The sequence below is a fragment of the Paenibacillus hamazuiensis genome, from assembly GCF_023276405.1.
GTDB classification, from domain to species: domain Bacteria; phylum Bacillota; class Bacilli; order Paenibacillales; family NBRC-103111; genus Paenibacillus_AF; species Paenibacillus_AF hamazuiensis.
In genome coordinates this window covers 4374924-4389145 of the sequence record NZ_JALRMO010000001.1, presented here as the reverse complement: position 1 = coordinate 4389145, position 14222 = coordinate 4374924, and the positions used below count along the sequence as shown (strand labels likewise).

Annotated in this window: 11 protein-coding genes; all 11 read left to right on the top strand. The window is 56.2% G+C overall.

Annotated features, from left to right (window positions below):
• The first annotated feature begins 100 nt into the window (after positions 1–100).
• The 11 genes from MYS68_RS38860 (at position 101) to MYS68_RS19020 (ending at position 13843) form a co-directional block, all read left to right on the top strand.
• Positions 101–526 (top strand): post-transcriptional regulator, encoded by a 426-nt coding sequence (locus MYS68_RS38860; protein WP_338043587.1) that lies wholly within the window; start codon positions 101–103, stop codon positions 524–526.
• Positions 527–653: 127 nt separating this feature from the next.
• A complete protein-coding gene (secD, locus tag MYS68_RS19065) occupies positions 654–1880 on the top strand; it encodes a protein translocase subunit SecD (RefSeq protein ID WP_248927366.1) in 1227 nt (408 codons plus the stop codon).
• Positions 1870–2772 carry a protein translocase subunit SecF gene (secF, locus tag MYS68_RS19060; RefSeq protein ID WP_248927365.1) on the top strand — a complete coding sequence of 301 codons (903 nt, stop codon included), beginning with the start codon at positions 1870–1872 and terminating at the stop codon, positions 2770–2772. The genes secD and secF overlap by 11 nt, the downstream gene beginning before the upstream one ends.
• Positions 2773–2863: 91 nt before the next feature.
• Positions 2864–3817 (top strand): cation diffusion facilitator family transporter, encoded by a 954-nt coding sequence (locus tag MYS68_RS19055; RefSeq protein ID WP_248927364.1) that lies wholly within the window; start codon positions 2864–2866, stop codon positions 3815–3817.
• Positions 3818–3876: 59 nt separating this feature from the next.
• Positions 3877–6309 carry a single-stranded-DNA-specific exonuclease RecJ gene (recJ, locus tag MYS68_RS19050; protein WP_248927363.1) on the top strand — a complete coding sequence of 811 codons (2433 nt, stop codon included), beginning with the start codon at positions 3877–3879 and terminating at the stop codon, positions 6307–6309.
• The gene (locus MYS68_RS19045) at positions 6306–6818 is read left to right on the top strand and encodes an adenine phosphoribosyltransferase (RefSeq protein WP_248927362.1); all 513 of its coding nucleotides are present in this window, start codon (positions 6306–6308) and stop codon (positions 6816–6818) included. Before recJ ends, MYS68_RS19045 begins: the two co-directional genes overlap by 4 nt.
• Positions 6819–6965: 147 nt before the next feature.
• Entirely contained in the window at positions 6966–9155 is a 2190-nt protein-coding gene (locus tag MYS68_RS19040) for a RelA/SpoT family protein (protein ID WP_248927361.1), read from the top strand.
• 14 nt (positions 9156–9169) lie between these two features.
• Positions 9170–9610 (top strand): D-aminoacyl-tRNA deacylase, encoded by a 441-nt coding sequence (gene dtd / locus MYS68_RS19035; RefSeq protein ID WP_248927360.1) that lies wholly within the window; start codon positions 9170–9172, stop codon positions 9608–9610.
• A gap of 121 nt (positions 9611–9731) precedes the next feature.
• Positions 9732–9905: a hypothetical protein gene (locus tag MYS68_RS19030; RefSeq protein WP_248927359.1), complete on the top strand. Its 174-nt coding sequence runs from the start codon at positions 9732–9734 to the stop codon at positions 9903–9905.
• A gap of 214 nt (positions 9906–10119) precedes the next feature.
• Complete coding sequence (locus MYS68_RS19025) at positions 10120–11670, top strand: coproporphyrinogen III oxidase (protein WP_420852139.1); 1551 nt, start codon at positions 10120–10122, stop codon at positions 11668–11670.
• Between the two features lie 199 nt (positions 11671–11869).
• Positions 11870–13843 carry an FAD-dependent oxidoreductase gene (locus MYS68_RS19020; protein ID WP_248927357.1) on the top strand — a complete coding sequence of 658 codons (1974 nt, stop codon included), beginning with the start codon at positions 11870–11872 and terminating at the stop codon, positions 13841–13843.
• The last annotated feature ends 379 nt before the right edge of the window (positions 13844–14222 follow it).

Here is a 14222-nt window from a genome sequence, read left to right as displayed (position 1 = left end):
GCAAAATTTTTATCCGGGCGGCGTTGATGCAGATAGAGGAAAACGCGGATACGCAGCGAATTGTACATAGATAGACTCATAATCGGGAGGAACGAGAGCGGTGGAACAGGACGATCAACTGCAGCCCGGCAGCGCGGCCGGCGATAATGAGGATACCAAGCTTGCGGAAATCCCGGCCCCGGACAACCGGCTGCCGGAAGCGGCCCAGCCCGAAACCGCAGCCGTCTGGCAGGAGGAGGGCGGCGTCGAGAGTGGCGAAGAAGCCGAAGAAGACGAACCGGTAGAACTATCCGAATCCGATTTGAATGGAGTCATCGAGAGTATGTGCAACAGCAAGGCCGAGGAATTCCGGATGCTCGGATACGAACAGGTAACCGGAAGGGATATTTGGGACTGCGTCAGCGACAAGTACCATAAAACCGGTATGCCCGCTCTGCACCGGGTCGTCAACGACATTTTATCGCTGAAGGTGACGCAGTTTATGAATTGGATGACGATGAACATATATAAAGACCGCCCCTTTTAATGAAAGCGGGCTTTTTGTTTTAAACAAATTTCGCCAAATTCCATCAAAAGGGCGACATTTTTTTGACTCCATTTTTCGCGGTGGGTATAATAGGAATATTGATTATGGAAGGAGATCCGCTGTAGACATGAAAAGAATTTTGGCTTTTATAGGAATAGTGGTCATCGTATTTGCGGCCATCGGCCTCACGAGCCCGGCTTTGCTGAAGAACATCAAGCTTGGCCTCGACCTCAAGGGCGGCTTCGAGATTTTGTATGTCGCTCAGCCGATTGAGCCCGGCGGGGTCGTGACGCAGGATACGCTGCGCGAAACGGCAAGATCGCTCGAACAGCGGGCGAACGCTTCGGGGGTAAGCGAGCCGGAAGTGACGCCGGAGGGCAAGGACCGCATCCGCGTGCGCATCGCCGGCGTAGTCAACGAAACCGAAGTGCGGGCGATTTTGCAAAAGCCTGCCGAGCTGAGCTTCCGCGGACCGGACGGAACGAAAGAGATGGTCGGCAGCGACTTCGTGCAGGGCGGGGCGAAGGTCGGCTTCGACCAGAACAACCGGCCGGAAGTGCAGATCAAGGTGAAGGATCCCGAGAAGTTCCGCAAGGTGACGGAGAAGCTGACGGGACAGACGCTCGCCATCTATTTGGACGAGAACATGCTGTCGGCGCCGCGGGTCAACTATCCGATTACGGACGGCAACGCCGTCATTACGGGCAATTACACTTACGATGAAGCAAAAAAATTGGCCGATACGATCAATCTGGGCGCTTTGCCGCTCAAGCTGACGGAGAAATATACGCAGTCCGTAGGCGCAACGCTCGGGCAGCTGTCGCTGCATCAAACGGTGGAAGCCAGCATCATCGCCTCCATCTTCATCGTCGTGTTTATGCTGGTGCTGTACCGTTTGCCGGGGCTGATCGCAAGCATATCCATCGTCACCTTTACGTGGGCGCTGCTCGGCGTCACGTATTTGATGAACGCGACGCTGACGCTGCCGGGTATCGCCGCCTTCGTGCTCAGCGTGGGCATGGCCGTGGACGCCAACATCATCACTTACGAAAGAATCAAAGATGAGCTGCGCAGCGGAAAAAGCTTGCTGTCCTCGCTAAAATCGGGGTCGCGCAACTCGTTCAGGACGATTATGGACGCCAACATCACAACCATCTTGGCCGCCGTGGTGCTTTATTTCCTCGGCACGGGTTCGATTCAAGGCTTTGCGCTCACGCTGATTTTCAGCATTGTGGTGAGTATTGTGACCAACGTCTTCTTCTCCCGTTTGTTGCTGCACCTGCTCATTCGCAGCAATATTGCGACGAAGCCGGGCTACTATGGGGTAAAGGAGTCGGAAATCAATGCGCTTTAGTTTCGATATCGTCAAACAACGCAAAAAGTTTTTTGCTCTGTCCATCGCCGTTACCGTAATCGGGATTGTCACGATGCTTATATTCGGTTTGAATTACGGCGTCGATTTTAAAGCGGGTACAACGCTGGATATCAACGTCGGACAAACGATCGAAAAGGCAAAGGCCGAGGAGATTATTTCCGGGACGGGGGTCGCACCGGCTGTCGTAACGATAGGCGGAGAGACGAACAATCGCGTGACCGCCCGGTTTGACACGGTGCTTACCCAGGATCAGGTAAACAAGGTCGATAGCTCGTTTAAATCCCAATTCGGCGATAAAGTGTCGAAGGAAGAAAACACGGTGGACCCCGAGCTTGCAAAGGAGCTTGCTTATAAGGCGATTTATGCCGTGCTTATAGCCAGCGTCGGGATTATCATCTACGTGAGCATCCGCTTCGAATGGCGGTTTGCGGTAGCGGGGATCGTAGCGCTGCTGCACGACGCGTTTATCGTCGTCAGCCTGTTTTCGATTTTCCGGCTGGAGGTCAACTTGCCCTTCGTCGCCGCGATACTGACGATCGTCGGTTATTCGATCAACGATACGATCGTTATCTTCGACCGGATACGTGAAAATCTTCGCTTCGCCAAAGTGAAATCGTTTGACGATTTGGCGGACCTTGTCAACCGCAGCATTTGGCAGGTGATGTCGCGATCGATCAACACGGTGATCACGGTGCTCGTGGCTGCGGTTTGCTTGTTCATATTCGGCAGCTCGGCGATTCGCCTGTTCTCGCTCGCGATGATCTTCGGCCTTGTGAGCGGCGCCTACTCATCCATCTTTATCGCGAGCCCGCTTTGGCTCATTATGAAAAGCAAAACGATCGGCAGTTCTAAAAAGAAGGCCGTCGCGTAATAAATAAAGAAAATGCTTCGGACAGTTAACGAATGGCCGCGTAAGTTTTGCTTCCGCGGCTTTTCTTAATCAATGATCAAGGAGTGGCCACATGACAAAACAGCGGGTTCAGAAGGCGGAATTTGCCGCTTGGACGGGTATTGTGGGCAATGTATTGCTGACGCTGATGAAAGGCACTGTCGGGTACATGGCGGGCAGCAAGGCGCTGATCGCCGACGCGGCGCACTCCGCTTCCGATGTGGCGGGTTCCGTTGCCGTGCTGGTCGGGCTTAAAGCGGCGAAGCTGCCGCAAAATGACGACCGACCTTATAAGCACGGCAAATCGGAATCGGCCGCCGCAATCGTCGTCTCCGTTTTTCTCTTGCTAGTTGGCATCGAAATCGCCATCTCATCGGCAAAAGCGATTTATTACGGTGTGAAAACGCCTCCGGCTTGGTACGGACTGATTGCCATCATTATTTCGATTATTGCAAAAGAAGCGATGTTTCAATATAAGTACCGACTCGGAAAAAAGCTCGGCAGCCAATCATTAATTACCAGTGCGTGGGAGCATCGTTCGGATGTATACTCTTCCTTGGCTGCTTTCGCCGGTATTGGCGGAGCGCTGCTCGGCCAACATTTCGGCATCGGCTATATGGTTTATTTGGACCCGATTGCAGGGCTTGTCATTTCCGTCATGATTTTAAAAAGGGGCTACACCTTGCTGATGGAAACCATCCATACGACACCGGACCATGTACTGCACCAGGAAGAGGCCGAGGAGCTGCTCAAAACCGTGCAGCGGGTCAAAGGCGTTATCGCCGTAGACGACTTGAGAGCACGCGAGCACGGGCATTATGTAATCGTCGACGTCAAGATCAGCGTTAACCCGCGCATTACGGTCATGGAAGGCCACGACATCGCCAGAATGGTCAAGATGACCCTGATGAAGCGGTTCATCCACGTTACGGACGTATTCATTCACGTGAATCCTTACGATCCGGGATATCCGTATAAAAATAACGCGGATCCGGAGCAGGATGACGTTCCGCATTTGCTGCATTAGGAGTCTGGGCGGGCAGATTCCGTAAATGACGGCAGCATGCAATACTCGGAGGTGCATAGATGCTTCACCCGAAAGCCCGATGGAATCTGAATGAGGCCAGTCCCGGCACTGCGGAGCGGCTTGCAAGCGAGCTTGGCATTCACCCGCTTGTGGCGCGGCTGCTCGTCGTCCGGGGATTCACCGACATCGAAGAAACGAAAGCATTTTTGTACGCAGGGGCGGAGCAAATTCACGATCCGTACCTGCTCGGCGGCATGAAGGAAGCGGTGGAACGCATTCGGCTTGCTTTGGACCGGCGCGAAAAAATACGCATCTACGGCGATTACGACGCGGACGGGGTCAGCAGCACTTCGCTGATGATCCATTTGCTGCGCCAATTCGATTGCGAGTTCGATTATTACATACCTCATCGCGTACATGAAGGATACGGGCTGAACAACAGTGCGCTCGATCATGCGAAGCGCGGCGGAGTATCGCTGATCGTTACGGTGGACACCGGCATCAGCGCTTATGAAGAAATCGCTTATGCCCGGGACATCGGCATCGACGTGGTCGTGACCGACCACCACGAGCCGCCCGAGGTGCTGCCGGAGGCGACGGCGATCGTCAATCCGAAAAAACCCGGCTGTCCGTATCCGTTCAAGCAGCTCGCCGGCGTCGGGGTTGCACTCAAGCTGGCGCAGGCGCTGCTTGGCCGCTGGCCGGAGGAGCTGCTCGAGATCGCCACGATCGGCACGATCGCCGATTTGATGCCGCTGGTCGGCGAAAACCGGCTTATCGTGAAGGGCGGCTTGAAACGAATGCAGTCGACTTCCTACGTCGGTATCCGGGCGCTGCTCGGCATAGCCGGCGTGGAGTGCAAAGATGTGAACGCCTCGCACATCGGCTTCAGCCTCGGGCCGCGCATCAATGCGAGCGGCCGCCTGGGCAGCGCCGACGATGCGGTGAAGCTGCTGACGAGCGCAAGCGAGCAGGAGGCGGAGCACCTCGCTTTCGGCCTCGACCAGCTCAACAAGGAGCGCCAGCGCATTGTCGACGAAATGACCAAAATGGCGTTCGCCATGATCGAACAAAATCTTGAGTCGGGCGGCCTGCCCAACGTGTTCGTGCTGGCGCACGAAGACTGGAACGTCGGCGTCATCGGCATCGTCGCTTCCAAGGTGCTCGATAAATATTACCGCCCTACGATCATCCTCGGCATCGACCGCGAAACCGGCATGGCCAAAGGCTCCGCCCGCTCCATTATCGGCTTCGACATCCATAAGGCACTTACCCACTGCGCCGATCTGATGGATCATTTCGGAGGGCATCAGGCCGCCGCGGGCATGACTATACATAAAGATCATTTGCAGGAGCTGTCCGACCGTTTGAACCGGCTTGCCGAGGAATGGCTGACCCCGGAAGATTTCATTCCGATTTTGCAGGCGGATATCGAATGCTCGCTGGACGAGGTAACCGTGGACAGCATCCGCCAGTTGGAGCTTCTGGCTCCTTTCGGCCAAGGCAATCCGAGCCCCCGCTTCGTATTCAGCGGGCTTGCGCCGCGCGAGCTGCGGACGATCGGCAAGGATCAGCAGCACTTGAAGCTGTCGCTAAGCAAGGCCGAAGCCGCGGCGGGTGCTGCGCTCGATGCGGTCGGCTTCGGCAAAGGCGCCATGGCCGACTGGATCGCTCCGAGCTCGCGCCTTGATGTGCTTGGCGAGCTGTCGATCAACGAATGGAACGGCACGCGGAAGCCGCAGGTCATGATCCAGGACCTGCGCGTACCGCACGTTCAGGTGTTCGACTGGAGAGGCGCACAGGCCGCAACGGGCAAGCTGCAGGAGCTGTGCCGGAAGCTGCCGGACGGCCCGGCGGTCGTCTTTTTCGATCCTCCGCAGGCGGAGACCGTCGCACGCATGGCCGATGCGTGCGCTTTATGGCAATGTTCGCTTTCCGGCAGCTGGGAGCCGCTGAACGATAAGGCGAAGCGGAGCAGTCTGCAAGGCGCGACGGACGTCGTCATCGGCTCGCTGCCTCCGCTGCTTTCCGACGCGGAGACGTTGATCCGTCTGACGGACGGAGCGGAAAGATATTATGCGGCTTTTTCCGAAGCGCGGAGCGCGGATAGCGCCGTTTTGCCGTCGCGGGATATGTTCAAGGTCGTCTATACGTCGCTGCTGCACGAAGGAAACGCTCCCGACAGGTTTCCGGCGCTGCTGCGCGCTTTGTCCAAGCGGACGGGATTGTCGGAAAAGCTGATTCGGTTTATGATAGAGGTATTTGATGAGCTCGGATTTGTCGAGCGGCGGGGAGAAGCCTATGTGCCCGTGCCTTCCCCGCAGAAAAAAGATTTGTCGCTGTCGCGCAAATATTTGGCGCGCATGTCCCGCGCGGAAGTGGAGCAGGTTTTTGTGTATTCGTCCGGCAAGGAACTTGCGGAATGGATTTGCACCCGCAAGACGGACCGCAGCAGCTTCAAGCAAATTAACCCATTGGAGGAAATCATATGAGATACGAAGAGTATATCCGCGTCATTCCGGACTTTCCGCAGCCGGGCATCAGCTTTAAAGATATCACGACGCTGCTCAAAAACGGCGAGGTATACCGCCAGGTCATTCAGGATTTGGCCGATTATTATAAAGGCAAGGAGATCGACTGCATCGCAGGGCCGGAAGCGCGCGGCTTCGTGATCGGAGCGCCGCTGGCGGTCGCCCTCGGCGTAGGGTTCGTGCCGATCCGCAAGAGCGGCAAGCTGCCGGGCGAGACGATCGAGGCCGATTATGCGCTCGAATACGGCAAAGATAAGCTGGCCATGCACAAGGATGCGATCCAGCAAGGGCAAAAGGTTCTGATCGCCGACGATCTGCTCGCGACCGGCGGAACGATCGCCACGTCGATCAATCTCGTGAAACAGCTCGGCGGCGAGGTGATCGGCGCCGCTTTTATGATCGAACTTACGGAGCTCGGCGGACGGGAAAAGCTGGGCGATATCGACGTAATTTCCCTTGTCAAATACTAAAGACTGACGTCTGTGCGAAAAAAGACTGGTACCCGGAAACTGGGGGATACGGTCTTTTTTCACATTGCCGGCCCGAACAATTGACGAAAACCTCTAAAAAAAGGCATAATGTTATAAAAATCGACTTAAGGGAATGGGTAAAAACGCATGGGGATCGAACAGCTTCTGGAGAAGGCATCGGGCTACTTAAAAGAGAACGATTTAACGCGCATACGGGAAGCGTACGATTTTGCCGAACAGGCCCACTCCGGGCAGGTGCGCAAATCCGGCGAGCCCTATATACTGCACCCGCTGGCGGTGGCCGACATTTTGGTGAACATGCAAATGGACACCACTTCGATCATCGCCGCGCTGCTGCATGATGTCGTGGAGGACACCACCGTATCGCTCGAAACGGTCCGGGAGAAGTTCGGCCCAATTTGCGCCATGCTCGTCGACGGCTTGACCAAGCTGGAAAAGATTAAATTCAAGACGAAGGAAGAGCATCAAAACGAGAATTACCGCAAAATGTTCGTCGCCATGGCGCAGGATATCCGCGTCATTCTGATCAAGCTGGCTGACCGGCTGCACAATATGAGGACGCTGAAACACCAGTCCGAGGAAGCCCAGCGGCGCATCGCGGACGAGACGCTGGAAATTTTTTGCCCGATTGCACACAGGCTCGGTATTTCCGCGATCAAGTGGGAGATGGAGGACATCGCTCTGCGCTACCTCAATCCGCAGCAGTATTACCGGATCGTTAATCTGATGCAGAAAAAGCGGGCGGAACGCGAGCAATATATTCAGGACGTCATCACAAACGTAAGCGACAAGCTGCACGAAATGGGCATCGACGCCGACATTTCAGGGCGGCCTAAGCATATATACAGCATTTATAAAAAGATGACGACGCGCAACAAGCAGTTCAACGAAATTTACGACCTGCTGGCGCTGCGCATCATCGTTGACAATATCAAAGACTGCTACGCGACGCTCGGCATTATCCATACGCTTTGGAAACCGATGCCGGGCCGGTTTAAAGACTACATCGCGATGCCGAAGCCAAACATGTACCAATCGCTGCATACGACCGTCATCGGGCCGAAAGGCGAGCCGCTCGAGGTGCAAATCCGCACGTTCGAGATGCACAAAACGTCCGAGTTCGGTATTGCCGCCCACTGGGCGTACAAGGAAGGTACGGCCGTGCCGGCGGGAACCTTCGAAGAGAAGATGAACTGGTTCCGCGAAATCATCGAGCTGCAGCAGGAGACGAAGGACGCGTCGGAGTTCATGGAATCGCTGAAAATGGACTTTTTCTCGGACCTTGTGTTCGTGTTCACGCCGAAGGGCGAAGTCATCGAGCTCCCGGCCGGCTCCGTGCCGCTCGACTTTGCATACCGGATTCACACCGAGGTCGGCAACCGGACGATCGGGGCGAAGGTGAACGGCCGCATCGTGCCGCTCGATCATCGTCTGAAGACGGGCGACATCATCGAGATTTTGACCTCGAAGCATTCGTACGGCCCAAGCCAGGACTGGATCAAAATCGCGCAGTCGTCGCATGCCCGCAGCAAAATCCGGCAGTGGTTCAAGAAGGAAAAACGCGAGGAAAACGTCGAGAAAGGCAAGGAGGCGGTCGAACGCGAGCTGAAGCGGCTCGGGTTCGAACCGTCCGCGGTCATGACCGACGAGAAGCTGCTGGAAGTGGCGAAGAAGTTCAATTTCAACGAAATTGAAGATATGTATTCCGCCGTCGGTTTCGGCGGGATTACGGCGGCTCAAATATGCACGCGGCTGACCGACGGCATCCGCAAAAAAGCGGAGGAGGCCCAGCAGCAGTCGCTGCAGCTGACGACCGAATACAAGGAAGTGAAGGCGCCTGCGGAGAAAAAGAGCCGTCCCACGCACGGCATTCGCGTCAAGGGCGTCGACAACCTGCTCGTTCGTTTCGCCCGCTGCTGCAATCCGGTGCCGGGGGACCGCATTATCGGCTACATTACGCGCGGCCGCGGCGTTTCGGTCCATCGTCTCGACTGCACGAACATCCCGACCGTGGAGAGCGGCGAGGAAGGGAACCGCGTCATCGAGGTCGAATGGGCGGATTCGGTCGAAGCGAATTACAACGTGGAGATCGAAATTACCGGCCACGACCGGCTTGGCCTTCTGAACGAGGTGCTTCAGGCCGTATCCGAAAGCAAAACGCTCATCTCCGCGGTATCCGGCCGGTCGGACAAAAACAAGGTGGCGCTCATTCACATGACCATCCTGATCCGCAACATCGATCATTTGCATTCCGTCGTGGAGAAAATCAAACGCGTCAAGGACGTATACTCCGTTCAGCGGATTATGCAGACTTAAGGAGCACACGAAACATGAGAATCGTCGTTCAACGAAGCAAAGCGGCGCAGGTGACCGTAGACGGCCGCGTTGTCGGGCAAATTCCGATGGGGCTCGTGCTGCTCGTCGGGATCACTCACGAAGATACAGAGCAGGACGCCAAATATTGCGCCGAGAAGGTGGCGGGACTGCGCATTTTCGAAGACGAGTCCGGCAAAATGAATTTGTCCGTAACGGATGCGGGCGGCGATATTTTATCGATCTCCCAGTTTACGCTGTACGGCGATACCCGCAAGGGGAAACGCCCCAACTTTATGACGGCCGCCCGGCCCGAGCAGGCGGAACCTCTGTACGAGCGGTTCAATGCGTTTCTCCGCGAACAAGGGCTTCGTGTGGAGACCGGTCAATTCGGCGCAATGATGGATGTATCTCTGGTGAACTGGGGGCCCGTGACACTGATCGTGGACAGCAAGTAAAGTATGAATGGGTTCGCGTGTGGACAAGCCTCAGGATTACGTGCCGGGCCCTATGCTGGTTAGAGCCGGGCTATTCTGGCAACAATAGGCGTATCACCTTAAGCAAGGGAGCCTGGTTGCCATGCACCAATCGAGCAAAGAAAAGCTTGTGACGCGGCCGGAACACCAGCTTCTGGCTTACGAGTTCGCCGAAGCGATGTCGCTCGGACCGGCCATGAGCGAGGCGGAAATCGTCGCCGGCCATACGTCCGTACACGAAAAGCTGCGCAGCACGCCGCGGAAGACGTACCGGTAGCGCCCGGATAAGCGGCCGCGGTTGTTTTTGCGGGGAAGTCTGGTATAATGTTGTGGACGGGAACTCAGGGTACCGCGGATGCCGGAAATATCCACGACTGTATGATGGCTGCCTAAGGGCATGCCGCGTTGAAACCATGGTTGTAGACCGCGTGAGTAGGGGCTCAAGGGCGGTCTATTTGCTTTTTTGGGGGAAATAACTATTCGCTTCGGGGGTGGAGACCTTGAAAATCGAAGTACGGCGCAGCGGATTTTCCGAGCATACGACGGAAATTTTTCATATATGCAAATTGTTTTTCGAGGATGTTGAACTTGTATACGAGTCGGCGGACGACGCACCGATGCTGCTGAAGCTGGATGTGCGGGAGGATGCGGCCGCCGAAGAAGTTGAGGTCCGCGGGATGCTGCAGGATCGTGTCACAGGGGAGAGCAGGAGCTGCGAGCAGCGCAGAAGGCTGCCCGCAGGCGGCGGCGAGGTGCTGCGCAGCCGCACCGTCAAGCGGGCGGTCGGCAGCTGCCTGCTGCACATGCTGCAGCAGGCGACAGGGCTGGAGCAGCCTTGGGGTATCCTGACCGGCGTCAGACCGACAAAGCTGATGCATAACCTGCTGATGAAGCATACGCGCGATGAAGCGAAGCAGCTGCTCATCGACGAGTATCTGGTCACGGAGCCGAAGGCGGAGCTGCTGACCGAGGTAGCGGAAAAACAGCTTCAGGTCATACCGGACCTGTTTCATCTGGACCGTGAGGTGAGCGTGTATATCGGCATTCCGTTTTGTCCGACAAAATGCGCTTACTGCACGTTCCCGGCGTATGATATCCGCGGCAACAACGGTTCGGTCGACGCTTTCCTCGAAGGGCTGCATTACGAAATCCGCGAGATGGGCAGATGGATGCGCGAAGCGGGTCTGGATATCACGACGATCTACTGGGGAGGCGGAACGCCGACCAGCATTACGGCCGAACAGATGGACGCTTTGTTCGTGACGATGCACGAGGCGTTTCCCGATATGAGCAAGGTCAGAGAGCTGACGGTGGAGGCGGGAAGACCGGATACGATTACGCCGGAAAAAATCGCCGTCATGAACAAATGGAATGTCGACCGCATCAGCATCAATCCGCAAAGCTTCACGCAGGCGACGTTGGATGCGATCGGCCGGCACCACACGGTGACGGAGACGGTGGAGAAATTCCGGCTCGCCCGGGAAATGGGGCTCGACAACATCAACATGGACCTGATCATCGGCCTGCCGAACGAAGGGCTGAAGGAGCTTGAGCACACGCTCTCGGAAACCGAAAAGCTGATGCCCGAATCGCTGACCGTCCATACGCTGTCGTTCAAAAGAGCGTCGCGGATGACGAAAAACCGGGACGCTTACGAAGTCGCGGAGCGGGACGAAATCGCGGTCATGATGGAGCGGGCTACCCGGTGGACCGCCGGGCACGGCTACAAGCCTTATTACTTGTACCGTCAAAAAAACATCCTTGGCAATCTCGAAAACGTCGGCTATTCTCTCGAAGGCAGAGAGAGCTTGTACAACATCGTGATGATGGAGGAGCGCCAGACGATCATCGGGCTCGGCTGCGGAGCGGTCAGCAAAATCCTGTTTCCGGCCGAGCTGCGCGAGGACGGTTCGGAGCATCAGCGCATCGAGCGTTTCCCGAACCCGAAGGAGCCTTCCGTTTACAATCAAGCGTACAAGGAGTATATCGATAAAAAGATCCGGCTCCTGGACGAAGCGTACCCGGCATCGGTAAAAGCGTAGAGTTGTGCAACCTTATGGCCTGTATTGCCGTAATATATATGGGACGGCATGCAGGCTATTTTTTCATCCTTGGGGAATTGGTGGAAAGCCGGATTACGGATAATCGCGGGGGCTCCATCGGTTTCTATTTTTGCACGTACGATGCTTTATACGGTTACCGGACTAGTTGACGAACCTATTTTTTTACTCGAGGTGTACTATGAGCGAAGGCAATCAATGGCTTGGCAAAGAAAACCGCGGATACGCGATCATTTTGACGGCGATCGTCGTGATGGCCGTCGTGGCGGCCGGCTGGTACATATGGCAGATGAAGCATGGCGGGCCCCGCAAAGCGGCGGGCCAGCCGCAAAAGCTGATGGAGGTCAAATCGGTCGCCGACGTCAAAAGCAGCTACGACGTGATCGTCGTCGGCACCGATCCGGAAGGGGTTGCGGCAGCTGTTTCCGCGGCGCGGAACGGACAGAAGACGCTGCTCGTCGATGGCAAGGAGCGTCCTATTTTGGGCGGTCTGATGACGCTCGGCTGGCTGAACAGCATCGATATGACCGTCGAGCCCGGCAGCATGTCGCGGCAGCCGATGAACAAAGGCATCTTCAGCGAATGGTTCGGCAAAATCGAAGGCGACTCATTTGACGTCGTCACGGCGGCGAATGCCTTTTACCAGATGGTCGCCGCGGAGAAAAACATCGACGTGCTGCTGAAAGCAAAGTCGATCGAACCGCATCTGACGGTTAAAGGCGACGGCGGCAGGACGGTGACCGGCGCCGACATCATCAAAGAGGACGGCAGCAAAATAAGCGTGCAGGCCAAATCGGTGATCGACGCGACGCAGGATGCGGATTTCGCCGCTGCGGCGGGCGTGCCGTTTACGGTCGGCCGGGAGGATCTCGCCGATCCGAAAAGCCGCATGGCCGTTACGGTCGTTTTCCGCTTGAACAACATCACGCCGGAACGGTGGAAGCAGTTTGGCAAGACGATTGCCGCCGAGGATAAGGGCCAGGGCAAATACGGGATTAACGAGCACAGCTTGTGGGGTTTTGACAAAATGCAGGAATATCCGGCCGTCAACAAGGAGCGCGTGCGGATGCGCGGCCTGAACGGCGGACGCCAGAACGACAATACGATGCTCGTGAACGCTTTGCAAATTTTCGGTATCGATCCGTTCGATTCGAAATCGCGCCAGGAGGCGTTCCAGATTGCGAAGGACGAGCTGCCGCATGTGCTCGATTACCTGAAAAAGCAGTATCCCGGCGACTTCGAGGGCGTGGAGCTGGACGCGATCGCGCCGGAGCTGTATGTCCGCGAGTCGCGCCACATGATCGGCGAGTACCGTTTGTCGATTGTCGACGAGCTGGAAAACCGCGATCAATGGGACCGCATCGCCTTCGGCGGATATCCGGTCGACATTCAGCGGACGTCGCCCAAGGATAACGGAGCGGTTGTAATCGATCCCGACAAATATGCGATACCTTTCCGCTCTCTTGTGCCCCAGAAGGTGGACGGCCTGCTCGTCGTCGGCCGCGCGGCCAGCTACGACACGCTGCCGCACGGGTCGGCGCGGGTGATCCCGACCGGCATGGCCGAAGGCGAGGCGGCAGGCGCCGCCGCGAAAATCGCAGCGGACATGAAGCTTTCGTTCCGCCAGCTTTCCGCATCGAAGGATGGCATCGCGAAGCTGCAGGAGCAGCTGAACAAGCAGGGGATGGACCTGAAGCCGTATTCCCCTAAACCTCAGGCGTTTATGGAGAACAAGGCGTATCCCGGCCTGAAGGCGGCCGTTTCCTTGGGACTCGCCACGGGCGGCTACAAAAACGAATTCGATCTTGATAAACCTTCCAACATTCAAAGAATGTTTAACATCGTCGAAGGGACGAAAAAATTCAATCCGACGGCACTGACCGGAAGCGCCGCGAACTGGCTGAGCGGGCTGAAGAACCAGACGGACCCGGCCAAAACGCCGGTAACGCTGGATCAGGCCGCCTATATCATGGCCCAGACGCTTAAAGTTAGCGTGCAGCCGGATAAGGCGGTTGCTGAGCTGGAGAAGCGGGGCATTTTAACGAAAGCGACGCTGGATCAAATTTCGAACAAGCAGTCGCTGAACAACGGCGATACGTATATGCTGGTAAGGGATTGGGCGACGGCGCTCAAATTTAACAAAGATTTAAAATAGCATCCCCGGGATGTTTGACAAAACCAGCTTGACTTTGCCAATTTTCGATATTAAAATAAACTTTAATTGTGAAAGGCAAATCGATCCGTTGATGGGACAAAGTACTTCGAACCTTGCTTATTCAGAGAGGGAAGCCGCCGGCTGCAAGCTTCCTTAAGCGAATCGGACGAACAGACCTCCCGGAGGACATGCGGCGAACCCGAATGAATCCATTCGTTGCAGTAGCCGTATTGCGCAGGCGGGCGTTATCCGCTAGAGTGTGAATGCCGCTTGAACGGATCTGCGTACGCGCGGAACAGGCGGGTTCATAATGTGGGTGGTACCACGGGTGATTCGGTCGTCGATCTCTCGTCCCTGACAATGCTCAGGGGCGGGAGAT

Bases quoted from the DNA above. Each gene is read 5' to 3' on its own strand.
- secD (WP_248927366.1), top strand. From the start codon at position 654: ATGAAAAGAATTTTGGCTTTTATAGGAATAGTGGTCATCGTATTTGCG.
- secF (WP_248927365.1), top strand. From the start codon at position 1,870: ATGCGCTTTAGTTTCGATATCGTCAAACAACGCAAAAAGTTTTTTGCT.
- MYS68_RS19055 (WP_248927364.1), top strand. From the start codon at position 2,864: ATGACAAAACAGCGGGTTCAGAAGGCGGAATTTGCCGCTTGGACGGGT.
- recJ (WP_248927363.1), top strand. From the start codon at position 3,877: ATGCTTCACCCGAAAGCCCGATGGAATCTGAATGAGGCCAGTCCCGGC.
- MYS68_RS19045 (WP_248927362.1), top strand. From the start codon at position 6,306: ATGAGATACGAAGAGTATATCCGCGTCATTCCGGACTTTCCGCAGCCG.
- MYS68_RS19040 (WP_248927361.1), top strand. From the start codon at position 6,966: ATGGGGATCGAACAGCTTCTGGAGAAGGCATCGGGCTACTTAAAAGAG.
- dtd (WP_248927360.1), top strand. From the start codon at position 9,170: ATGAGAATCGTCGTTCAACGAAGCAAAGCGGCGCAGGTGACCGTAGAC.
- MYS68_RS19030 (WP_248927359.1), top strand. From the start codon at position 9,732: ATGCACCAATCGAGCAAAGAAAAGCTTGTGACGCGGCCGGAACACCAG.
- MYS68_RS19020 (WP_248927357.1), top strand. From the start codon at position 11,870: ATGAGCGAAGGCAATCAATGGCTTGGCAAAGAAAACCGCGGATACGCG.